A 23,171-nucleotide genomic window follows, 5' to 3' on the forward strand; every position below is an offset into this window, starting at 1 on the left:
AAGGAATCCAGTCGATAAGGGAGGCGGGCAGGCGACGACATGCTCGGCGACTTGCCCATCGCACGAAGATGCACCTGTGCCTACGTATCCGCTGTGGGACAGTGCGCCGACACTGGGATGGCGGTTGCAGCGGTGCCCGATTCGTTCTTCGGTACGAGGTTGGTCGGCCAGAACGGCTGAGATGCGACCGATCCCTCAGCGCGACTATCCGCTACCGTGGAGTTCGCACGAGGCCGTAGGCATGTGGACTACTTGAAAGCGCGTGACGGGACGACCATTGCCGCTGCGGAGGAGAACGACATTCCGTGCTCCACAACGAGGACTGCAATGGCGGACTACAGAGACAATTCAACACTAACGCCGCGAGATCCTCGGATCGCCGCGGCGCAATCTGAAAACCTCGCAGCAGGAAGCGCAGTGTCATGGGGAGCGATCTTCGCTGGCGCAGTGGGCGCCGCTTCGCTTTCTCTGATTCTTCTACTCCTCGGAACGGGCTTAGGTCTTTCTTCGATCAGCCCCTGGGCGAGCGAGGGCGCGACCGCGGCCACGATCGGGGTCGCAACCATTCTTTGGCTCACGTTCACGCAAATCGCCGCGTCCGGCATGGGCGGCTATTTGGCCGGCCGGCTTCGAACCAAATGGGCGGGCGTCCAGACGGATGAAGTGTATTTCCGCGACACTGCCCACGGCTTCCTGGCATGGGGTGCCGCAACGATCATCACAGCGGCCCTGTTGACGTCAGCGATCGGGTCAATCCTAGGCGCGGGTGCACAAGCTGGGGCCTCGGCTGTTACCGGGGCCGCTACGGCAGCCACCGCCGCTGGAGCGGCGAGTGCTGCGGGATCTGGCGCCGCTAGTGGCGCCGGTGGCGGGCCGATCAACTACTTCATCGACTCCCTCTTTCGAAAAGAATCAGGAAGCGCTGCGACGGCCGGCGCCGCCCCAGCAGTTGGCAGCGTGAATTCGCCTGAGCGCGGCACGGGAGCCGCTTCCTCTGAAGTGACCCGCATTTTCATGAACAGCATCCGCAGCGGCGCGTTGCCGCCTGCAGATTCCACGTATGTAGCGCAGTTGGTCTCTCAACAAACGGGGCTTAGCCCACAGGATGCGGAGAAGCGGGTTTCCGAGATCTACGCCAAGGCGCAAGCCGCCTTGAACGAAGCAGCAGCCAAAGCGAAGGCGGCGGCAGATAGCGCGCGAAAGGCCTCCGCCTATGGTTCCCTGTGGCTCTTTATCTCGTTGTTGATTGGCGCGTTTGTGGCGAGCTATGCCGCGACCTACGGCGGCCATCGTCGCGATCTCTAACTTGACGAAAAGGAATTCACATGCGCTCGCTCCTGCTTCTTTTTCTCGGCGTGCCGATTCCGATCATCATCTTGATTGCCCTTTTCTTCCGGTAGCTCTCTCATCCCGTAGATCCGCGGGGTGGGCTCCCGGGCGCATAGGGCTCAGCAGGCTTCCGCGTCCGAAGCTCGCGGAGCCTGCCTGCAGCAGAATCTCACACGAGAGAGCCCACCTGCCCGCCCGGCGATCGCCGCCTCGACGCTTCAATTTCATTTCGCCAAGGAGGGTCGATGTCCAGGATCGTGTTTGCTTACGGCGATGAGGAGTTCCTGTGTGGCGCGATCGAGGAACGGCCAGGGCTATTCCGTGCGCAACTTGAAAGGTTGCGTCCGTGGCCGGAGCCGGAGACTCTTATGCTTGCGCAGGGCTCTCAGGGGTTCCAATCTGAATGGGCGGCCCTCCGATGGGCGGAGCAGATGGCGGTGCGCTGGGTTCAACAACAACGCACCCAACGGGCCGGTGTTGGACTTCGCTCGTCGCGAGGATCAATACGCGATTAGTGGTCCATTCCCAGAGGCTGACCCTGTCCGCGGCGATTCGCCCCAAGCCGATGCACGTCGAGCACAGCACTCACCGTGGCGACAACATCGCGTCGAACCCATCCCTTCGCTGCAGCAGCCACAGCCTGAAACGCAGGCCGTCGAAGTGGCGCCGATGCCTGTGCCAGTGCCAGCCGAGCCGCAGGTCGCGGCGTCAGAAGAGCCGGCCTCCCAGGAACGACAGCCTGCCGATTGCACCTCAATCCGCAGAGCCGCCGACGCAAGCGCTGGCGGCCTCGGAGCGGAGGCACCAGCTCCTCACGGCGCGACAGGACCATGACGAGGAAAGCCGCCGCCACCCACACCGTCACAGGCGGCCGCAAGACAGCGGTCGCCGATCCGTTAGCGACCGATATCCAGCGACCGATCCGAATGGAATCATCGCGAATCGCCAGCCCAGCACCGGCGGCGCGGCCGATCGTGGCGGTTCCAAGTGGCACCGCACTTAGAGCAGGCGGCACGACACGTTGCGATCCATACAACCGCTTTGGCGAAGCGCTGTGCGTGAACGCTCCCGCGCCGGGTGCGCAGGCGGCGAATTCTTCTTCTAGTGCCTCGGTCTCCGGCGCAGCCTCGAGCCAGGCTTCGAGTGGAACTGCGGCATCCGAGGGTACGAGCCCGTCCGGTGCCCTCGCTGTCGCGAACAGTACGGCAGACCCGGGCGGCAGCTCGCCAAGCGCTGGCAATGGACCGGGTGGCGGATCCGCGGGGATGCCGCAGGCGGGGCTGCAGGCGCAGGCGCTGCCGGTACAGGCGCTGGTAGCGCAAGCGGTGCTACTGGGAGCGGAGCCAGTGGAGGTGCGGGCGGCGGTGCCGGTGGCCCCGGTGGCGGCCCCGGTGGTGGCGGCGGTGGCAACGGGCGTTGATCTGTGAGCGCCAAGGTCTCGAAGTGTTTTTTCGGCAGCGAAGGGAGTCAGTCCATGTTCGAACTGTTCCGGAAGAAAAAAAAGTGAACCATCCCTTGCCGGAAATCGACCATCCGGCCATGGGCCGCCTGACTGGCGCGTCAGGGGTTCTACTGGGAAGGATCGTCGAATCCGAGCATGGCGTCATCGTCGTTTCGATCAACCCTGACGGCCAGCCCTTCGAAAGCCTCACTCTCCCTTGCCCCGTCGCCCTTGACGCCCGCTATGCAGCCGAATGGTCCCTGCGACTTGACGCAAGTATCTCGCGCGCACCTTCTGGGTCGTCCTGATCGACTCGCCCCTGCGCACTGCCCCCGGGAGTTGTCTTACACCCAGCCGCGCCGAGTTGCCCACGCCCCTGGCGAGCGAATCCGGCCCACTGGCTGATTCAGCAATCCTCCCCGCGTCGGTAGCGACAGAAGGAAAATTTCATGGCACTCATCACGGCCGCCATCAAGCGGGTACTGCCGGACCCAGTGGTCAAGGCGATCCGTACCTATCGAGGTCGATCCAAACTCAAGGAGTTCACTGGCCTGACCAACCAGGAAGTCTTCACCAAGATCTACGAAGAGGGGGCCTGGGGGGCAGCGCATGATCCCGGACAGACATTCTTCTCCGGCAGTGGGTCGCGTGCCGATGCCGTCGTGAAGACCTATGTCGACGCAGTGGGACGGTTCCTTCGCTCCCTGGAGCGCAAGCCCGACGTCGTGGATCTTGGCTGCGGCGACTTCCATGTGGGGTCGCGCCTGCGCTCCCTGTGCTCGGGCTATGTGGCCTGCGACATCGTGGAACCCTTGGTTGCCTTCAATGCCAAGAGCTTCGAAGCGATCGGCGTGGACTTCCGGACTCTGGATTTCACGAAGGATGAACTACCTTCGGGCGAGGTCGTATTCGTCCGCCAGGTCTTCCAGCACCTGTCGAATGACGACATCGCGTCGGCCCTGCCGGGAATCCAGAGCCGATATCGCTACCTGGTTCTGACCGAGCATGTGCCCCATGCTCCGTTCACCCACAACCTAGACAAGGCCTCCGGACCGGACAATCGCCTGGACATCCACAGCGGCATCGTCCTGACAAGTCCACCCTTCAACCTCGCACCTGTAAAAAGCACGATCCTGTGTGAGGTAGAAGAATGGGGAGGGATCATCAGAACGGTCCTCTATCGGCTCCACTAGGGCCAATTGATAGGTGGAAGTTGACACGGAGCCGACGCATGGGCCGAGCACTTTCGCCATCAAAAAGCGCGTGCGGGCTCGAGTCGTCCGCAGGGACACGGACCCACCGTTGCACTCAGTTGCCGGCAGCCGCAGCACGTCGTGGCTTCATCAGCATGGGGGAGCCCGTTTCATTCGATCACCTCCTGACAGCGTGGCCAGCTGGCAGCGGCGCGCAAGCGCTGCTAGTGATCGAAGTGGAACGCGACCGACGCCCGCGGCCCCGAACGCCGCGAGGTCACGCGATCGGCAAAGCTGCGCAGCAGGAAGCCGGCCAGGCGCCGCTCGCCATCGTCCGAATCGATGAGCTCATCAACTGTCGGCCGCTGCTGCGGCAGCTCGAGGTCGAGGCCGTCGTACGACACCTGCAGGTCGAGGTTGAACTCGTCGAACGCGGCTTGGATAGCGAGCGGACCGGTGGCGACGCCACTCGACACCAGCGTTTCGATCGACTGCACCAAATTGAATTTGGCGCGGACGATGACGTCGCTGCGCGCGCCCCAGGCGGCTCCGTGCAGATCGAGGAATTGCTCGAGCGCCGCTGGGTCGACCGCGCCCGGTGTCACCGTCATCGAGACGCTGCGTCGCAGGCCAATGCGAAACAGCAGGTTCAGCCCGAGTCCCACCAGCGTGCCCAACACCAGCGAATTGCCAAACGAAGGCTGCAGCGCCGCCGGCAGAACCATCACCAGCCCGGGGAAGATCTCCACCGCCAGGCCAAACACGATGGCGAGGCCGATCACCAGTGTCTTGCGGGCGTCAAGCAGGCGCGAGGTCATGATCAGCAAGCCGTTGATGATGATGAAGGTGGACGAGAACACCAGCGCCGCACCGAGCACCGGCCGCGGGATGAGATTGAACAGCAGCCCCAGCTTCGGAACGAAGGCGAACAGCAGCAGGATCAACGCGACCGACCAGCCGATGCGCCGGCTGACGACGCCGGTAGCGGTCGCAAGGCCGACCGCGCCGGTGGACGAGTTGATGCCCGGCGCCCCCAACGCCCCGGCCGCCACCGAGCCAAGTCCATCGGCCAGTACGCCGCGGCTGATGGAACGCATGTCGGCGCGCACCCAGCCGGGCTGGCTGGCCTTCTGCGCGGTCGTGACATTGCCGATCACCTTCAGCACCGCGGCCACCGAGGCGATCAGGAAGGGGAGCACTAGCGTGGTGTCGAAGGACCAGCCAACCGGCCCCCAGGCCGGAACGGCCAGCACGGGCGCCGCCGCCACCCGCGCAATGTCGTGGGCGTCGAGCCGGCCGAGCGCCCCGCCGAGCAGGCAGCCGGTGCCCAAGCCGATCAGCACGCTGAACACGCGCAGCCAGCCGCGGCCCCAGACGTTGAGGGCGACCATCAGAGCAAGCGTGCCGAGGCCCAGCAACAGGTCGATCTGCGCCGGCTGCATGTTGGCCTGCGAGCCACCCAGCGCGGTGCGCAGGCCAACCACGCCGACCGAGATCCCGGCCAGCAACACCACCAGGCCGGTTATTTCTGGCGTGAACAGTGGACGCAGGCGCGGCAACAGGCGCGCCAGGGCCATCTCGAAGAGGCCCGCAAGGATCGTCATGCCGAACACCGCGGACAGCTCCCCGCTGCGCGCGGCGATCAGCGAGGGAACGATGTAGACCACGCTTGGCGAAGGCTGGCACAGATAGCCGGAGCCGATCGGCCCGACGGTGATCACCTGCAGCACGGTGCCGACGGCCATCGCGATCAGCGTCGCGCTGACCATGGCCGCCGCCACCTCGGCGGTGCTGCCTGCCGCCTGCGCGATCAGCACAGGGTAGACCAGGAAGATCGACATCAACCCGACATGCTGCAGGCCGCTGAGGACGTTGACCCCGAGCGGCGGCGTCTCGTCGACCCCATAGATCAACCCCACGGGCTTGTGCGCCATCGGCTTGCGTTCCTTTTGGTTGAGGCGCGTGCGGGCGAGGAAACCGCCGTGCGATCGCTTGGCCGCGCGGATCATAGCCCGGCGGGAAGCAGAAGCGGTCTGAATCGAACGGGGTGAAAGAACGCGTTCGCGTTGGAGCGCGAATAGCGAAGCGAGAGTCTCTTTGCGAAGGTGACCCTGTCCAACCGCACAGGCCGCGCGGATCAGTCGACGGTGTAGGGCGTTTCGGGCACCTGCGTGTGGAAGCTGGCATTGAGCATGTTCCACGATCGGATCGCGCAGACGGCGAACGAGAGGTCCGCGATCTGCGCATCGCTGAGGTGCCGCTTCACGGCGTCGAAGTCAGCATCGCTGGGCGTACGCTCCGGAACCGCGTTGACGGCCTCCGCCCAGTTGAGCGCCGCGCGCTCGGCTTCGCTGAAGAAGCGCTGCGCCTCGCGCCAGGCGGCGACAGCGTTGACATGTCGAGGGTCCATGCCCTGCTTGAGCAGGGTGGCCCAGTGCATGTCGATGCAGAAAGCGCAGCCGTTAATCTGACTGATGCGCAAGTTCACCAATTCCCGCAGCCGCTTGTCCAGCGTACTGCCAGCGGCGTGGGAAAACTGGGCGCCGGCGCGCGCGGCCGTGGGGGCGAGGGCGTGATAGTCGAGTCGGGGTGCGGACATCGTGAGCTCCTAGTCGTTTGAGGTTTGGGGGAACACCTCTTAGACGGCCGGGCACATCGCTTTGTGACAGGCGGCGGTGCGGTACGCGCAAATGTTGGTCAGATTGTCCGGTTTGCGGACCAGTTATATGGACACGATGCGCGTGCCATGCGTCACGACGGCCTGCGGCGATTCGAGCTGCGTTGCGCAAGAATTGCCGATAGGTCGATCGCTTCGTAGGCCACCTTGCTGTAGGAAGCGCGAAGTTCGGGCAGCAGCGTGGTCACAGCAAGCTGATGCGAAAGGTGATGTGGACCGCGGGAAGGTGAGCATCGGTGAGCGCGACGGTACATGGGCATCGACATACGACATCAGGGCGGCACAGCTCGAAGTCACTGTCGAATGGCAGCGGCGCGACCCGACGGAGATGGGCTTCGGCGGGGCGAAGATCATCTGGTGCGTATTCCTGATGTGGCCGATCCAGTGAAGGCCCCGTGGCCAGCGCTGAGTTGTATCGAGTTCGGCCTTGGACCTTGTCTGCGCCATTCAGATCAATGTTGTGCCTTGCCGGCGCGCGGATTTCGGATCTCCTGCTGCAAGGTGCTTTGAATGCAACTCGCTCCATGCGAGGGACTTCCTCGACCTGGGTGAGGTTGCTGCGCGATCCGCCGCTGGCGGCTTCCGGCGCCTCAACCGCGGCTTTGCGCCGGCTATGCAGCGCGCCGAAGCGCGGACATGACCTCCGCCGTCGGCGGCAGCTCTGTGGTGCGCCAGACCAGCCTGGCCTCGCGGTCGAACACGTGGACCTGACCGGTATGGCGGTCGCCAGCGGCCGCTGCGCCCTTGAACAGGGAGAGCATGCCCTCGAGCGCCTCGTGGGTGGGTGCGGCCGCGCTCCAAGCGGGACCTGCGCCGAAGCGTCGCAACCAAGCGCTGAGCGCAGCCGGGTCGTCCGCCAGCGGATCGATGCTGAGCGACAGCAGGCGAAGCCTCGTACCGTGCTCGGCCTCCATGACAGCCTGCAGCGCAGCGAACAACGCGCCCTGAATCGGGCAGACGGTGCTGCAGCCGGTGAACATCAACTGGACGGCGGTGACGGCTCCGCGCAACTGCGCCGCCAGCGTGCGCGGCGCGCCGTCGTGGCGTCGCAACGGCAACGGCGGGGCCGCCACGGCCGGTACCACCGGACCCACGCCGACCGCGGCGCGGCCCGTCGCGGGCATCCCCAACAAGGCCAACGCGCCGACCGTCAGCAAGCGCCGCCGACCCAGCAGCGCCGGCCAATGCCGGGCCTGAACCGGGCGCGCGTTCACCTGCGGACCTCCTGCGTCAGGTAGTCCCACAGGGCCGCGCACTGGTCATCGTCGACCTCAAAGCGCGGCATCGCGCGCGGCAGCACGACATGGGCCGGATCGACGCCGGTGCGCAAGGTGCGGCAGAAGGTAGCCGGTTCGTAGGCCACGGGCGGACCACCCCGGCGCGGCCGGGCTTCGCGCAGTTCGCGCCGGTCGAGTGGAGGTGCGAAAGAGGAGCCTGGTGAATCGCGCGCGTCTGGGCCGGCATGGCACTGGCTGCAACGCGTGGCCGCGGCAGGCAAGGGCGCCCTGTGGCCTGACAGCGTGCCGGCGAGCGGCTCGGTACCGTTGAACAGGCGCGCACCGCGCGAGACTGAGGGCGGCTCGGCCGGCTCTTGCCATCCGAGCCCGGCGCGCCCCGCCAGTGCCATTGCGAACGCCAGCGTCATTGGTAGTCCCGGCTTCGGAGCGTGGCGGGTCATCACTGGATGTTGAGTGTGCGCGCCGCACTTGGCACGCCTTTGGCGTCCATTGCGAACAGCATGTAGTTGCCCGGCAGCACGACCCCGCGATCGACCGGAATGCTCACCTGGTAGGTGCCCCCCGCGCCGCTGAAGGAGAGCGGAATGCGACGTTGATCGGTGTTCACTGAATGGGTGACAGAACTCATGCGCACGAGCGCGAGGTGTTCTACGGCCACGTCGGTCTGCACGGTGATCTGGCTGCCCCACGTGGCGGTGCCCGGTGCGGCCACGATGACCGGGCGTGGAGCGGGCGAACCGTCTGGCGCCAGCAGATAAGGCGGCGTGTAGATCTCTGCATCCGGGTGGTCGCCGCTGCACGCGCAGAGGCCGCCGCCGCCCGACAGCACACGGCCGTCCATCAGCAACAAGGCCACGCTGTGATAGTTGCGCGCCCTTTGCATCGGCGGCAGGGTGACGAAGCTCTCGGTCGCCGGGCTCCAGAGCTCAGCTGCGAGCACGCTGTACGCATCGGAAAAAATCAGGGGCTGCGTCTGGCCACCGATCACGACGACCTCGCCGTTGGGCAGCACCACGCTGTTGACGAAGGTGCGCCCGTATGCCATCGGCGCCACCTTTCGCACAGCGGGCGCATTCGGCGGGCCGGAAAGGATGTCGATGATGTAGGCCGAGTTGAAGGCGACGCCGCTGTCGTGGTTGGGCGCGCCGCCGAGCTTGAGGATCTTGCCTATGTCGTACATCACGGCGCTGGCGGTCATGGCGTAGGGGTCGTCGCCGCGCGGGCCGGCCTGCAGGATGGCTCCGTTGCCGCGCGTGTCGATCCAGTGCATCGCGGCGGCGGGCCCCGCATGAAACACCCAGCCGTCGGCCACGCCGAACAGCCACATGTGGTTGTCGCCGCGGTACACCCCGGCCGCATCGGGGCCGTTCAGCGGGGGGGCAGAGGCATTGGCCGCGCTCGGCATTTCCGACGGCACACCGGCCAGTGTGCGCCAGGTCCGGGAGGTGGCGGACCATAGCTCGCCGGACTTGCCGCCTTGTCCGCCGTCGAACGAACCGCCGACCGTAAACACGGAGCCATCGGACAAGATCGTGCTGGCGTTGTAGGCGCGCGCAATCCCGAGCTGGGCGCCAACCGTCCAGCGTCCCAGCGCCGGGCTGTACAGCGATGTTCTCGTCGCGTTACTGCCACCACTGACCAGGACGCTGCCGTCGGCCAGCATGCTGAGCCCGGGACAGAACATCTGGTGAGCGGTGGCCGTGACCGAGAGGCCGCCGGTCGCCTGCGTCGTCGGATCGAACACAGAGGTAAAGGTCCATGCGTGCCAGCTGCTCTTGGAGAAATCGTAAGGCGAACGCCCTGCCCACATCAGCAGCCTGCCGTCCGGCAGATGGGCAGCCGAGGCGGGCACCAGCGGCAAGGGAATGATGTCGGACCAAGGCTTGCTTGCGGCTGTCGACTGCGCCGCGGTATAGCCAGGCGCCGTGAAGTCGTACACATTGGCAGGCAGCCATTCTCCGTCGACGCGGGACCTGAGCCGCACCACGATTGTTGCGCCGTCGGCCGGCAGGCCGCCCACACTCAACGACGTAGTGGTCGTCACGATGTCCTGAAGGGGTGGGGCCCCAGGGGGCGACTCGATCGTGACGCCGTATTCACTGGCGCCCCGATCGGACCAGACAAAGGTCACCGTGCGGCCGGACAGCTTGCTGCCCGGCGTTGGACTGATCAGAGCCGCGCCCGGTTCCGTGGATGCGTCCGGCTTGGCTGCAGAAGCCGTTGCCCCTCGTACCTTGCCTGCAGGAGTGGCAATGCCCTCCTTGGCTGTAGGAGCTACAGCGCTGCCCTCCTTGCCTGGAGGGGCGGCAGCGCTGCCCAGCGCGCCGCTGCCGTCGCCGCTGCCACCGCCGCACGCAACCAGGAGTGCGAGCGACACGGAGCCGAGCCCACAAAAGGCTTGCATGGATGGAACGTTTCTCATCGCTCATCCTTTCAGTGGTCTTGCCGGTGAGAAGCATAGACCTCGGACGTGCGCGTGCCCACTTCCTGTTTGGTGGAATGTCAAAAGACACATTCGCCGAGCCACGCGCTCTCGGGGGCGATCTCGGTATGGCCAGCAGCGCCGGGCCGAGATTCTGCGCCCGTCGGCGGCGCCCGGGAGCAAAGCGCCACAAAAGTACGAAAACCGAGATCACCCCGTTCTGCGCAAGCGCGCCTAGATGGCTGCCGCCAGGGCGCTCAAAGAGGCTGAGCGCCTCGAATGCGAACTTCGCGAGAGACTGGGACCCACGTCCTCGCCGCCGGGTCTCTGCAGTACCGAAGCGAGCGGCATCGACATCGGCAGCCATAGAGCACCGACGACGTCCGCGCGATCCACGCGGCGATGGCCGCTATGCCGTCTTGCTGTGGCGCCGCCAGCCCCTCACCGGGCAGCAACAGCTCCATTTGGCGAAGTCGCTCGGGCGGCTGGACCTCGGGCTCAAGAAAGTCTTCAAGAGACCGGAGCGTCTCGAGGATGAACGACTGATCGATATCTCCAACGTCGACGCCCTCGGCAACGTGGCGCGGCGTGATTCCCGGCTCGTCGGCCCTGTAGCGGGATGACCATTTCGACGGTGCCGTTGACTTGGAACCCTCGCCATTCCGACCAAACGATGTCAATGTTCTGCGGGCCACGCAGGGAGCGGTCTTACCGAGTTGAGGAGATGAACCATGATGCCTGTTCTTGTTGCCGTGCTACTGGCAGGATTCCTTGCCGGTTGTGGAGGGGGGGGCGATGGGGGTTCGGGGAGCACCGTACTCGCCACCATCGGCAAGTCCGTCGCAGTGCCTGATGCCAGTCCCGCGAAGGGGCAAGAGGATGCGACCCTCAACAAGCCTGCCGAAGATTCATCACTCTGCACGGTCGAGATCTATGGCGACTCGATCATGGCCTTCAACGGGACCGCGACAACTCCCGTGATGATGCTGCAGCTCGTCAGACCCAACCTGCTGGTGGTCGCCGATCATTCGGTCCTGGGCATGAGTCTTGGCGACCTAGCGGCGCCCTTTCCTTACTTCACCCGCAGCGCGCACTTCGTGATCATCGAGAACGGTGTCATCGATGCGTGGGCAGGGAGAAACATCAACACAGTGATTTCTGAGTACTACGCCATCATCCAGAAGGTGCGGGATGAGGGCCGCGTGCCGGTGCTGACGGGCTTTTCGCGCCAGGCCAGGGGTGGGCCACTTCACAGCGTGTCACTCCAGCTCCGGGACTTTTATGACGCAGTCATTCAAGCGATTGCCACGAACAACGGCGTACCCTTTGCCGACTGGGGATCGGTGCCGTTCTATGGCGCATGGGACCTTATCGACTTCGTGCATCCCAACAAGAACTACAGTGACAGGCTCGTTGGACGACTCGCGATGACACTCGACCCGCTCACCACGAACTGCACGAACATTCTGGCTCCTGCGGGCTGATGGGGCGCCGGTGGCTGACCCGATTCCCTGGGCGTGAACGCAGCCTACCTCCATCGGCTGTTACGTTGCCGCAGATTCGAACGCGCACTTATGAAGTAGGAAGACTCCGACATACATGCCCAACCCTTGATGTAAGTTAAAGGTCAATACACAGTCAAGGCGCAATCCTATGTCTACCGTCTGTGAACGGTGTGGGCAAAGCAACCGTGCAACCGCGATGTTCTGTATCGGGTGCACTGGGAAGCTGCCCGGCTTCGCCCCATCGGGCCCTTCCGCGCTTGAGACGATGAAGGCGTTGTCGACTCAATCGCGCGGTGCTGAGTCCATTGGCGGGGCATTTTCAAGCCACGCCCCCGACCCCTTGCTGCCGTCCGAGACGAAGGCGTTTTGGCTGCAACTCGGAGCGCTCGGCGTGGTCATGGCGATCGGCTTCGTGGGCTGGTTCCAGCACGTCGTGGAAAAGCCCTCCGCCCCCGCGCGGGGCACGCTGGTGCAGACGCCCGAAGCCCCCGCGCCATCCAAAGAGGTTGCATCGTCAATTCCGCCTCCGCCTCCGGTCGTTCCACGACGCGCATCGCCGCCTCCCGTTTCGGCGTATGTCCCCACGCCGGAGCCCAGGGGTGCCGTCGCTTCGCTGCCCGGTGCTCCGGTCCCTGACGTCCGCGAGCAGGTCGTCAAACCCCCTGCAGCGGACACCGTCGTTTCGCCGCGAGAGTTGAGCCGCGATCCCGAGATTCAGGCCGTGGAGAGCTTCTATCGCGCGCTGTCCGCGGCGGACGGAATGACGGCGGCAGCGTTCGTCATCCCGGAAAAGCGTGGTCTCGGCCCATTCAACGCAGCCAATATCTCAAGGTTCTATGGGTCGTTTGATCGGCCGCTCCTCATTCGGTCGATCCGCTCGATCAATGCCAGCCTGGTCGAGGCGAAATACAGCTATCGAGTTTCCAGGACAACGTGCGAAGGAACCGCGATCGTCGAAACCGAGCGGGTCGGCCAGGAAACGCTGATACGGCGCATTCACGCCAACTGCTAATAGCAGCGCGGACGATTGCCCGATGTCGCACAGCTCACCCGTCGATCTGCACGCGTAACCTGAGAAGGAGCAACGAGATGTCCGAACAGTACCGTCGCTTAGCCGTCTTTGTTGACAACCCCGGCGAGGGAAATTTCGTTTGGGTCGTGCTCGAGAGCACTGGCGATCCGGCAGTCTGGCTCGATCTGGAAACGGGCTATGACTCCTGTCCCACTTGGATCGAGGCCTTTGAAGCAGGCAACGCGGCATTACTTGCCTACGTCGACGACGAAAACATAGGACCGGTTGTCGAAGCGCTAGCAGAAGGCGAAGATGGTGACTAGCGGGGACTCGTCCCACCGTGGGGCGGCCAGACAGCACATGAGGCGGTCTCCGCCTGAAGTTGCGACCGGTCGGGCAACCTCGTTGAATCTCTGCTGCGACTGCATTCAGGCAACTTGATCGGCTGCTGCCACATTCCGAAGCTATGGCCACGGCTGTAGAAAGGATGGGGGCGTAGAAACCATAGATTGCCAGAAACTCCTTGCACCCACAGGCACATATTTCGGCGCTGCGCATGAAATGGCAAGGCACCGCGAGGTTCGAGGTGAACTCGTCGATCAGCCGAGTGGGGGGCAAAGCTAACTGTGTCGCGGGTAGGCAGACGTCATAGGCTGAGTCCATCTCTCTTTCGGTCGCGGCCGAGCGATTCGGTCGAGCTGCGCACCTCGTGAGGCCCCACGAACGCGAAGCGCTTGCGGTCCTGGCACCGATCTTCATTGGGTGTCGGACGGAAGGGTCTCTAAGTTGCACGCGGCCCAAGGCGAGCCAGCGTCCAGGGTATTCGATCCATTGGTGTCACGATCTTATGCAGAAACTTTGCGCCAACTCCTGACAGCCGACGGCGCGGACCGACCTGCTCAGACCCCTCAGTCGAAGACGACGCGCGACGCCATCAGGACATTGTTGACGATTCGATTCCCTGTGATCGTGACCTTCGTACCGTTGCTCAGGTTCGCTTCGGTCCCATTGGTGAACTCTGCCTGAGTTGCGTCCACGGCCTGTCCCTTCACCTTGAAGTCCGAAGACGACTTGAATGCGCCAATGGAACCGATCACCTGGAACGCGTCGCTGTTGCCGCCGCTCCCCGGTGCCTTCTTGACCTTGATCTTGGTGACCAGCAGGATTCCGTTGGAAACGGTCCCCGCAACGTCAACCTCCACACCATTGCCAAGCGAGGACAACGGTCCACCCGAGACCTTGGCCGAAGAAGCATCCACCGGAATGCCGAGGACACGGAAGAAGTTTGCCCCCGCATAGTCCGTCACCACCCCGCCGAGTTGCCGTCGCGCGCCGTTGGTGAGCGACAACGGGTACCAAACCTCAACCGACTTGGCTTTTAGCAGCCCAGACGAAGGCTGCGCGTCGGCGCGAACTCGCACATTGACACCCGAGGTCAGAGCGCCCGCTTCGGTTGTCGCTGCCCTGGTGTCGATGGTCAGTCCCCCGATCGTGAATCTCCCGGGCGCCACGTTTTGCACCGTGCCGGAAAGGATTGGCGTTTCGAGGGAGTGTTGCTCCACGCGTGTCGCACGCAGCACACCCAGCCCTGCTGGCAGACCCCAGACCTTCACAGCGACACCCGGCGCCAGCGCGGACGGCGCGGAGATGTTGCCCCACACCGTGCTGGTGTCCGTGATGACGTTGGTACCGAGGATCACAAAGCTGCCGCCCGCCAGATCCCGGGAGGTGATGACGCCACGCAGATCCACCGCGGATTCCACCTGAGTCGCCACGCCCTCGGTGAAGTCCGGATTCGTCGGCCCGTTCACCTTGGCCGTCATCCCCAGCTGCAAGGACGGCGCATCTCTCAGTTTCAAGATCGCCGTGCTGGTGTCATAGCGCACACCGTTGATGATGATGCTGCCCACACCCCCCACACCGCCAACGCCCGCGTCGGCGCTGTCGCCTGCCGATGCCGTGGCCCCGGTGCCGCCTGAACCAACGCCAGAATTGTCGCCTCCGGACGCAGTGGCCCCAGTGCCGCCAGACCCCACACCGGAACTGTCGCCGGCTGAAGCCGTGCTGGTTGCTGTAGGCCCGCCGCTCGAGCCGGCCGCTCCGTCGCCCGCGCCGCCGCCCGCATCGACGCCCTTGAAGCCGAACTCGATCGGCGAGCTCGTGTCCGGGCTTTGCGCAACGAGGGGACCGGGGCCGCTTGCTCCGACGAACGCTGCACCACCGATTCCTCCGCCCCCGCCCCCGCCGCCGCAGGAAAGGAGCAAGCCCAGGGACAGGGCGAGAAGACCGCCAGGCAAAACTTTCTTCATCACTTCATTGTCAGCGTCAATCTTGCTAGCTGACGTCCGAACGTGTCCCCTCTGTCTTCGATGTGTACAAATCCCCACTCCATACGCTCGGTTGCGTCTGTTGCAGACGGACTGATTGCGCTACTCATTTGATGGATATTCGCGCGCAAGGTACCTCGGGGCGCGCGGGCAAGCTGCTGCTTCTTCGCAGACTTGGAGGGCCAGGTCCTACGACGATGGACCGTTCGAGAGCGGGTCCCAATCCGCAGGAATGTTCAAGTGATCCCGCATGCGACGTCGCGTTCGGGCTTCGGCATGCCCGTGCCTCGCCTTGTTATCCGGTGTCGCCGAAGGCCACCTGCTCATCACCAGCAGCAGTGCTCCGCCGACGTTGATGTGCGCTTGCATCCCGAAGCACCACGGAAGAGCTCGGGCAAGCTGCGCGAAGCCGGCGGTGGAGGCACTATCGGAAGCTCGCATCGCACGCCTGGAGGGCGACGGCAAGTTGAGCGTTTTCAAGGTCGATTCGCCGAGCGCCAGCCGACCTCGCCGCGAGAGGACGCGCCCCCTCTTGCATCACCCGCATCCGATCCATGGCGCGACCGGTCACTAGTTCATGCATAGAGGGTTAAGCTAAAAAAGAGGCCGCAAGCCATGCTTGCGGCCAAAGTTCCGTTCGCTCACTAAGGTCAAGCTACTGGCGGATCATTCTCGCGTCCGAAATGCCGGTGCTTGCCCATGGCCCCAATGAAATCGGCGATGGCCTCGTCTGCAGCAGACGCGTCGGCAAGGATCAGTCCAGGGTCCGCAGAACCATCGGGCATGGTCATCGGAATCTGAGCTTCGGCGAGCAGTGCTTGCGATGAACCGAGGGCCAGGATGGTCTTGCAGTGCCAGTATTGAACGCGCAGAAACTCGAGCGTGTGCGCGTCGGCGTCCAGGCTCGCCACTGCATCTTCTCCGTCCGGAAGCACCAGGGCGTCGAATAGGAAGCCCGGCGAGTTCTCCATGGTTGCGTCGGCGGCGAACTTCTCGCCGCCGATGCCCACGTAGGTTCCGAGCCGCGGCGCGACGAGTCGCGGCACTGCACCTGCCGCCACCAGAGACGAAACGAGTTTGCCAAGCGACTTGCCTTCAACGCCGTTGGCGACAAGCACCGCGATCTTGCGCGTGCGGATGCCGCCATCACCTGGCCGCGCCAACAACGACAAGGCCGGTGAGTTCTCGACCTCGGGTGTCGCGGGGTTCTCGAGCGCCTTGGGCAGAGGTGCCGGCAGGTCCATCCCCAGGTCTTGCGCGAGGCGCGCCGCTAGATCGGGCGAAGCGTTCAGCAGGCTCGCGACGACGCGCTCGCGGATCGCCGGCACGGTGACCTTCGACAACTCGAAGCGGAACGCGTTGCCGATGTGAGCTTTTTCCACTTCCGACTGGCTCTCGAAAAACAGCCGCGCCTGGGTGTAGTGATCCGCGAACTTCTCGGGCTTGATGCGGACCTTGTCCGCGCTCTCTTTTGCATCGATGCGCCGTGCCACGCTGGTGAAGCCCTGGGCCGCTCCGGCTTGGAAGGGGCATCCGCCAGCGAGCGAGTTGGGCTCGTAGGCCACCCGCCCACGGTTGATCGCCTGACGATGCATGCCGTCGCGCTGATTGTTGTGCACTTGAGCAATCGGCGCATTGATCGGAAGCTCGTGAAAGTTCGGCCCGCCCAGGCGGCTGATTTGCGTGTCAACGTAGGAATGGATCCGGCCTGCCAGCAGCGGATCGTTCGTGAAGTCCAGGCCCGGCACGATGTGGGCGGTGCAGAAGGCCACCTGCTCGGTTTCGGCGAAGAAATTGTCGGGGTTCCGATTTAGGACCATACGCCCAACGATCTGGACCGGAACCAGTTCCTCGGGGATGATCTTGGTCGCGTCCAGGATGTCGAAGCTGAACTGTTCGGCCTGCTCTTCGGTGAAGATCTGCAAGCCCAGTTCCCACTCCGGATACTCGCCGGCCTCGATCGCCTCCCACAGGTCCCGCCTATGGAAGTCTGGATCGGCACCGGAGATCTTCACGGCTTCTTCCCAGACCTGCGAGTGCGTACCAAGCTTCGGCTGCCAGTGAAACTTGACGAGCACCGATTCTCCCGCGTCATTGACGAGCCGGAAGGTGTGGACGCCGAACCCCTGCATCATCCGATAGCTGCGTGGAATCGCGCGGTCCGACATCAGCCACATCAACATGTGCGTGGACTCCGGCATCAGCGAGACGAAGTCCCAGAACGTATCGTGTGCGCTGGCGGCCTGCGGCATTTGGTGGTGCGGCTCCGGCTTCACCGCATGCACCAGGTCGGGAAACTTGATCGCATCCTGGATGAAAAAGACCGGCATGTTGTTGCCGACCAGATCCCAGTTGCCCTCATCGGTGTAGAACTTCACCGCGAATCCCCGCACATCACGGGCAGTGTCCTTGGAGCCGCGCTCGCCCGCGACGGTCGAGAAGCGTACAAAGACTGGCGTGATTTTGCCGGCCGCCTTGAATGGGGCAGCCTTGGTGTATTGGGTCAGGGGTTCATAGCACTCGAAGAAGCCGTGCGCAGCCGACCCACGCGCATGGACGATGCGCTCGGGAATGCGCTCATGGTCGAAGTGGGTGATCTTCTCGCGCAGGATGAAGTCTTCGAGCAACGCCGGACCGCGCGCGCCTGCCTTGAGCGAGTTCTGGTTGTCGCCGATGGCTACGCCTTGGTTGGTGGTCAGCACCTGCCCGCTGGAGTCCACGCGGACGCGATCAAGCGTGTCGATCGTGGCATTGACACCTTCAAGTGCCACGGTGCCGGTCTTGCCGGAGAAGTTCTGTTCGGAGAGCGTGCTCCCAGTGGGCAACCTCGAAGGAGGACTCACGTTGGCGCCGACCGGCGGTGTCGGCGCGTTCGCCTCTCCGTATTCCATGGGCTTGTTCGCGTTGGCAAGCATGCCGCGAGCAAGCTCCTGGGTGTCGATCGCCTTTTGGGCGGGCGGGTCACCTTTGCCCGCGGCGGGCGGGGCGGGTGAGGCGGGACCGCTGTCGGTGTTTCGTGCCGCGGCGCGTGCCGCATCGAGTTCGGCTGGTGGGGTGGAGGGTTTTTTGGTGGCCATGGCGGTCTCGTTCAAAGGGAGCGCGAGCGTAGGCGTCACTCACCCCGACCTATGTAGGAAATCGTCTCGCTTCAAGTGGTCCTTATTCGACTCCGACGGCTTCGATATCGCTGGGTCGACCGCTACGGCTCGGCCTTCCGGGCGCTGGCCTTCCTGTTTGCGCGTCTGTGCCCTGGCTGCCTGATATTCGCCGGCGGCCGGCGGCCGGCGACCGTGCCCGGCGATGTGACGGCTTCGTCTTACAGGGAAGTCGGAATGTGTCAGCCACGCTGTTTAGACACAAGGAGACCCGATGACCCAGCCCAAGAACCCCGAACCCACCGAAGAAGAAGCCGAGGCCCTGATCGAGAAGGCTCGAACCGAAGCGCAGCTGCGCGTGGCCGATGTCCATGTCGAAGAGGGCACGGTGAAGTCCGAGAAGGCGCAGAACTCTCCGCATTCGGACGACCACGACTAACGCGTTCACGGGTCGGCAAGGAGCATTCGCCGGCCAGGCCACAACGCTCCAGATCCGGCGAAACCGGAAATGAGCGGTAGCGCTCGGCGGCTGACGCCGTTCTCTCTAACGCATCGCCGACCTCGAAGGCACGACCACCACAAGACCTTGGCCGCCGCCCAATCACCTGGATCGGCCATGTCGGCCGGTCCGTAGAGAGCATGTGCCTGCTTCGAGCGTGAGTTCGAACAGCTGATCGGGCTCAGCCGAGGCAGCTAGTCGACTTCCACCTGCAGCGTCTGGCTCGGGGGTCACCAGCCCCCGCGCCAACTATCTGCCTTGGTCCAGAACCGCAGCGCCTTGTCGCTCGGCACCGTCAGACTGCTCGGCGGAATCAGGCTTAAGGGCTATCCGCTGTTCGACCAGTCTCCCACGCGGAAATCTGCGATCGGCCCCATGCCTTCAGACAGACTCGACGCCGAAGTCAACGGAGCGGAAGACTCATCGACGCGCGCCCTTAGCGACTCGGTCATTTATCAATGCACGATCAGCGTCGTTCGCGTGCCGCATTGCGAAGCTCGCGAATCTGATCGTGATTCTTCTGAGCTCCTTCAGCCTGCTTTCGGATCACTTCGCGGACATCGACCGGCAGATTCTTCTTGAGAGCCTTGCGATAGCGCCCAAGACCGGTGTCCTCACCGCGCTCGCAGGACTCCAAAATGGACAGCTCGTCGTCGGCGCCGACGCTACCCTTCACATGAACCCAACCACGATGCATTGCGCCGGCGGCCGTGCCGCCTGACGCTGGTTCGCCGCCGTAGCTGCGGATTAGTTCGATCAGTTGGATGCCGGCCTGGCGGCACCCATCGGCGCGACTCGCAAAGAGCTGCTTCGCGTTTGCGTTTGCGACCTCCTCGGCGCAGGCACGGAAGCCGTATTCGCCGTCGCGAGCGTTTTCAAGCAAATCATTCAGGATGTCGACGAGATCGTCATTGGAGAGGTCTTCCTGCGGAGACTCGCGCTCGGCGAACTCTCCGGCGTAGTAGGTTTCGCTGGCCCGGTCCCATGCGGCGCGGGTGGCCGGGCGAGCCTGCGACCAGTCGAGGCGCGAGGCCCCCCGACGGCTTTCCCATTCAGTGGCTAGCGCGGGTTCAACCGATTCGAAATCGGCCCCGCGCCGATCCCGGCCTGTCCAACCCAGTTCGTAAGCCGGACCGTAGTCGTCGTAGGGGCGTCCAGCATCGACATACGTTTCCTTGGCGTAGTTCTCGCGCCAGTAGGCATCCTCCATGGTGGGATTGACGCCTTCGGCCGCGGCCTTGCCGCCGAGGCCGCCTGCCACCGCGCCCGCGACGAGCCCGACCACTGAGCCCACGGGACCCCCAAGGGAGCCTGCCGCCGCGCCGGCCAATGCGCCTGCAGCGGCGCCAAGGCCAGTGCCGACAGGGTGCGCCCCAGGGGCGCCGGTGATGGGGTCGCGGTTCGGTTCGCCGTTGCCAAGTTTGCCGTCATCTGTTGCCATACGCGTCTCCTGAATTCACGTAAAAAGGGGTTTGTTCGCCTTCCTCTCATCAGAGGGCTCCTCACTTTGACGACGGCAGTGAGCCCACGTGTCGTCGCAATGTTCTCGCCTCCGTAGGTCGGAATCCCGCAAGGAGGATGCGAAGCGAGCATGCACGGCGCATTTGCCGCGCCGGTCCGTCGAGGGGGAATCATGCGTAACAAATGCGGCGTGCGCGTCCTCGGGCGTTGAGCCCTCGATGAACAGACCCCACACATCACGGGCCGTTCGAAACGAAGCCCAACTGTGATCTCCATCACGGCCATGCGATGACGCAGTACGGGCGTACGCGCGTCCCTCGGACAATGATGCTGGGTCCGCTGTCCCCCATGACCAGCTCGGGGGCCGGACGCTCGGGTGCAAGCGCTTTGGCGCCAGCTCTACGTGCCTCTCGTCCGGATAGATCCGGCCATGCCGATATTTGTCCTACGAGCCAAGCTGGTGCAAGACTACCGGTACGCGCTGCATGAGTGCCTACTTTGACCAGCGGAGCGCCAGTGCTCCGATGACTTAAGAGGCATTCATATGGCAAATCAATCAGGTCAAAGCAATCCCAACCAGACAGGCAATCAGCCCGCCAATCCTGGCCAGCAGCAGCAGCAGGATCCGGGAAAGCAACAACCGGGGCAAGGCAGTCCAAGTAATCCGGGGCAACAACAGCAAGACCCGGGTAAGCAGCAGACCGGGCAACAACCTGGTCAAGGCACGCAACAGCAACCTGGCCAGAAGCGTTGAGGACGTTTCTGCCCGGCTCGTCCCGGGCGATCGCTCGTTGGTAGATCAAAGTACCTACCTGGCTCGTGCCCCCGCTGCTGGGGGCCGCGACAGTCCAACCAGAACGACTTCAGCGTCCGGGCTTGCTTTCGCCTCGCTGAGCGGCGCGGTCATTTTGCTGACTATCATCAACCTGGCGCGCCGCGGTCGCGTCCGCTGAGGGAGCGGCAACACGCTTTTGACGCGCCAGGCGCTGGAATGCACATACAAGGGCTGGGGCTGAAGCATCATCATCGGCGTGGCTGAGGCGGGCGCCCAGCTCGTGACCGGCCGCAAGTGAGAAGGCGTGGCCTTGGCGCGCACGCGGGCGCGCCGACGTCGAAACATTGTCGACTGGTGCTTCTGAAAACGTCGTCGTTGCGCGTCCCCGGAGCAATGGGAATGGTACCAAGATCAGTTTGGAGATGGGCGGTGCAGATCTTGAAGACCTGCTTATCACCATCCCCTTCACTTTTGAATGAGACTGATTGAAGGCGGCAGGAACACGTTGTGAAGCGAAGGAATGCTTGGGTCCCCTCGATCGTTGTTGCATCAGCGTTCAGACGCCACCACGTCCTGGTCCAGACTTCGTAACTACGTCGTCGCGGAACTTCGGGTTGTTTTGCATGGTGCGGTAAGAGAGCGCCCAGGCGCATGCCAGGACCAGCGGAAACACGAAGAAGGCTCTTGCCAGGTAGTGAGCGAAGGATCCCAGAATCCCTTGTTCGACGCTGTCATAGTCCCAAGCGGCGAGGGTGAATGCGAGACAAGCGGTGATGAACAATGCGACCGCTATTGCGTATGCCAGGGACCTCCAGATCAGCGCGAGCACCTTTTGGCCCTTCGTCGCTGAGGCAGCATGGAGAACATCACTCTTGTCTCTGCGCTCCAGAGTCTTGGGGCGTCCCTCCAGATCCTTCTCGACCTTTGCCCTCTCGAGAAGCCGCGTACGCTCCTCAATTTCTTGGATCGCATCTGACATCGAATTCTCCTTGACGACGGCCGTCTAACGAGCGTGGGAAACCTCGGAGGGCCTCGGAGGCGAGCCCGCGGATCTTCAGGATTGCTCCAGCGCGCCACGAGCGTTTACAGCAGGGGAGCGGCGTTTGGCGTACTCCCAACAAGCGCAGGCCTTATCGCAGATGCTGCCACGCCGGATGGCGTCGCGCGCATCACCGTGGCTGCCCCGAATAGGTATTCGCCCCCGCCGATGCGAAACCGGACGAATGGGCATGGCCGTTCCTTTCCCTTGCCCAATCGCGGCGCCAACAGAACTGAGCACTTTGCGCGTGCACTGACCGGAGAAATATGCGCCGCCTTGGTGGTGCCGGTCTGTGCGTTACCGTACATCGGGACGAACGGCTCCCTGGGAGGTGTCGAAGAGTTCGTTCGCGGTCTCCATCGCGCAGAGGAAGTCGCACCCGTTGGTCGCTGGCCACGAGGGTTGGCACCTCCGAAAGGATGGCTCGCAGGTCTTCATGCGTGGCATCGAGGATGCTGCGCATTGCCGCTCGCGACGGATGCGCCGACGACGATGGCGACAAGCTGTTGACGATGTTGCTGCGCCAGCATCGCGGCGAGCGTGTGTGGTCGGTGGTGCATGAGCCCACGGCCGAGGACGAAGACGCACGCCCACCGCGAGCTCGCTCGGGTGACGAAGGAGCGAACCTCACACACGAACCGCATCGGCTCGCTGCTGGTGCTGCACAACCTGCGCCCGCACGTCATCATTGGCGGACGCGACTGGGCGCGCTGGTGGGGCAATTGCGAGCAGGTTCCGCCTGTGTTGCGCGCCGAGATCGAGCGCGAGAGCGTACGGCTTGCTTCAAAAATGTCGCGAAATGGCGGTCAGCGCTTACTGGCGACTGAAAGGAACTCGCCACGAACGACAGCAACGCAGCGAAACAAATTTCACTGGATGATTCCGTCTGCGCATCAGCACCGCCTTCGAAATCGCAATGCCGAGCGCAGTTTCAAGGCTTTGGGTTGTCACATCGAGTGATGTAGATGCACGGAAATGCTGATCAATAGGTCGTGGTGGGCACGCCCGTGCATGCGTGAACACACCGCACTTCACAGCGCCCCGGGATGAACCAACGCAGCTTTGCCAGCGCCGAGGACGCGATGAAGCGCTGCCGAATGCCCGCGTCGTCCATTGCCTGCCCCACTGGGTTAGAGAGCAGCATCGCAGACCTCAACA

At 63.9% G+C, this 23,171-nt stretch carries 19 protein-coding genes and 1 pseudogene; 11 read left to right on the plus strand and 9 right to left on the minus strand.

Translation table 11 applies throughout. The annotated features are described in order from the left end of the window. Nucleotides 1-327: 327 nt before the first annotated feature. A complete protein-coding gene (locus tag QTI04_RS15385; RefSeq protein WP_286616363.1) occupies nt 328-1,305 on the plus strand; it encodes a hypothetical protein in 978 nt (325 codons plus the stop codon). 1,914 nt (nt 1,306-3,219) lie between these two features. Further along, nucleotides 3,220-3,963, plus strand: coding sequence for a class I SAM-dependent methyltransferase (locus QTI04_RS15390; protein WP_286616364.1), 744 nt, complete (start codon nt 3,220-3,222; stop codon nt 3,961-3,963). A gap of 224 nt (nt 3,964-4,187) precedes the next feature. Here QTI04_RS15390 and QTI04_RS15395 read toward each other — a convergent pair whose 3' ends face one another. Then, on the minus strand, nt 4,188-5,897 hold the full coding sequence (locus tag QTI04_RS15395; RefSeq protein ID WP_286616365.1) for a uracil-xanthine permease family protein: 1,710 nt from the start codon (nt 5,895-5,897) through the stop codon (nt 4,188-4,190). A 203-nt stretch (nt 5,898-6,100) separates the two neighbouring features. After that, entirely contained in the window at nt 6,101-6,562 is a 462-nt protein-coding gene (locus tag QTI04_RS15400) for a carboxymuconolactone decarboxylase family protein (protein WP_286616366.1), read from the minus strand. Nucleotides 6,563-6,866: 304 nt separating this feature from the next. Here QTI04_RS15400 and QTI04_RS15405 point away from each other — a divergent pair, with 304 nt between their 5' ends. Beyond that, nucleotides 6,867-7,028, plus strand: coding sequence for a hypothetical protein (locus QTI04_RS15405; RefSeq protein WP_286616367.1), 162 nt, complete (start codon nt 6,867-6,869; stop codon nt 7,026-7,028). Between the two features lie 223 nt (nt 7,029-7,251). Here the strand turns inward: QTI04_RS15405 and QTI04_RS15410 are convergent, their stop codons facing one another. Genes QTI04_RS15410 through QTI04_RS15420 form a run of 3 tightly spaced genes read right to left on the minus strand, consistent with a single transcriptional unit; the run spans nt 7,252 to nt 10,300 of the window. After that, nucleotides 7,252-7,854 (minus strand): SCO family protein, encoded by a 603-nt coding sequence (locus QTI04_RS15410; protein ID WP_286616368.1) that lies wholly within the window; start codon nt 7,852-7,854, stop codon nt 7,252-7,254. After that, complete coding sequence (locus QTI04_RS15415; protein ID WP_286605780.1) at nt 7,851-8,285, minus strand: hypothetical protein; 435 nt, start codon at nt 8,283-8,285, stop codon at nt 7,851-7,853. Before QTI04_RS15415 ends, QTI04_RS15410 begins: the two co-directional genes overlap by 4 nt. 32 nt (nt 8,286-8,317) lie before the next feature. Further along, on the minus strand, nt 8,318-10,300 hold the full coding sequence (locus QTI04_RS15420; protein WP_286616369.1) for a galactose oxidase-like domain-containing protein: 1,983 nt from the start codon (nt 10,298-10,300) through the stop codon (nt 8,318-8,320). A 464-nt stretch (nt 10,301-10,764) separates the two neighbouring features. Here QTI04_RS15420 and QTI04_RS15425 point away from each other — a divergent pair, with 464 nt between their 5' ends. The 4 genes from QTI04_RS15425 (at nt 10,765) to QTI04_RS15440 (ending at nt 13,140) form a co-directional block, all read left to right on the plus strand. Beyond that, on the plus strand, nt 10,765-10,923 hold the full coding sequence (locus QTI04_RS15425) for a hypothetical protein (protein ID WP_286616370.1): 159 nt from the start codon (nt 10,765-10,767) through the stop codon (nt 10,921-10,923). A gap of 108 nt (nt 10,924-11,031) precedes the next feature. Continuing rightward, nucleotides 11,032-11,784: an SGNH/GDSL hydrolase family protein gene (locus QTI04_RS15430; protein WP_286616371.1), complete on the plus strand. Its 753-nt coding sequence runs from the start codon at nt 11,032-11,034 to the stop codon at nt 11,782-11,784. A 286-nt stretch (nt 11,785-12,070) separates the two neighbouring features. Next, nucleotides 12,071-12,817: a hypothetical protein gene (locus tag QTI04_RS15435; protein ID WP_286616372.1), complete on the plus strand. Its 747-nt coding sequence runs from the start codon at nt 12,071-12,073 to the stop codon at nt 12,815-12,817. Nucleotides 12,818-12,894: 77 nt separating this feature from the next. Beyond that, nucleotides 12,895-13,140: a hypothetical protein gene (locus tag QTI04_RS15440; RefSeq protein ID WP_286616373.1), complete on the plus strand. Its 246-nt coding sequence runs from the start codon at nt 12,895-12,897 to the stop codon at nt 13,138-13,140. A gap of 585 nt (nt 13,141-13,725) precedes the next feature. Here QTI04_RS15440 and QTI04_RS15445 read toward each other — a convergent pair. Both QTI04_RS15445 and QTI04_RS15450 read right to left on the minus strand, forming a co-directional pair. Then, the gene (locus QTI04_RS15445; protein ID WP_286616374.1) at nt 13,726-14,727 is read right to left on the minus strand and encodes a DUF5666 domain-containing protein; all 1,002 of its coding nucleotides are present in this window, start codon (nt 14,725-14,727) and stop codon (nt 13,726-13,728) included. Nucleotides 14,728-15,794: 1,067 nt separating this feature from the next. Then, complete coding sequence (locus QTI04_RS15450; protein ID WP_286616612.1) at nt 15,795-18,221, minus strand: catalase; 2,427 nt, start codon at nt 18,219-18,221, stop codon at nt 15,795-15,797. Between the two features lie 292 nt (nt 18,222-18,513). Here QTI04_RS15450 and QTI04_RS15455 point away from each other — a divergent pair, with 292 nt between their 5' ends. Beyond that, entirely contained in the window at nt 18,514-18,678 is a 165-nt protein-coding gene (locus QTI04_RS15455; protein ID WP_286616375.1) for a hypothetical protein, read from the plus strand. 526 nt (nt 18,679-19,204) lie between these two features. Here the strand turns inward: QTI04_RS15455 and QTI04_RS15460 are convergent. After that, on the minus strand, nt 19,205-20,179 hold the full coding sequence (locus tag QTI04_RS15460) for a PA2169 family four-helix-bundle protein (protein ID WP_286616376.1): 975 nt from the start codon (nt 20,177-20,179) through the stop codon (nt 19,205-19,207). A 564-nt stretch (nt 20,180-20,743) separates the two neighbouring features. Here QTI04_RS15460 and QTI04_RS15465 point away from each other — a divergent pair. Both QTI04_RS15465 and QTI04_RS15470 read left to right on the plus strand, forming a co-directional pair. Then, on the plus strand, nt 20,744-20,953 hold the full coding sequence (locus tag QTI04_RS15465) for a hypothetical protein (RefSeq protein ID WP_286616377.1): 210 nt from the start codon (nt 20,744-20,746) through the stop codon (nt 20,951-20,953). A 205-nt stretch (nt 20,954-21,158) separates the two neighbouring features. Then, nucleotides 21,159-21,269: pseudogene (locus QTI04_RS15470) on the plus strand (S-(hydroxymethyl)glutathione dehydrogenase); the annotation flags it as partial. 261 nt (nt 21,270-21,530) lie between these two features. Here the strand turns inward: QTI04_RS15470 and QTI04_RS15475 are convergent. Beyond that, on the minus strand, nt 21,531-21,953 hold the full coding sequence (locus QTI04_RS15475; protein ID WP_286616378.1) for a hypothetical protein: 423 nt from the start codon (nt 21,951-21,953) through the stop codon (nt 21,531-21,533). Nucleotides 21,954-22,622: 669 nt separating this feature from the next. On the opposite strand from QTI04_RS15475, the gene QTI04_RS15480 reads away from it, so the two are divergent. Then, nucleotides 22,623-22,973: a hypothetical protein gene (locus QTI04_RS15480; RefSeq protein ID WP_286616379.1), complete on the plus strand. Its 351-nt coding sequence runs from the start codon at nt 22,623-22,625 to the stop codon at nt 22,971-22,973. The last annotated feature ends 198 nt before the right edge of the window (nt 22,974-23,171 follow it).

Source organism: Variovorax sp. J22R115 (assembly GCF_030317005.1).
In the GTDB taxonomy this organism is placed as follows: Bacteria; Pseudomonadota; Gammaproteobacteria; order Burkholderiales; family Burkholderiaceae_C; genus Variovorax.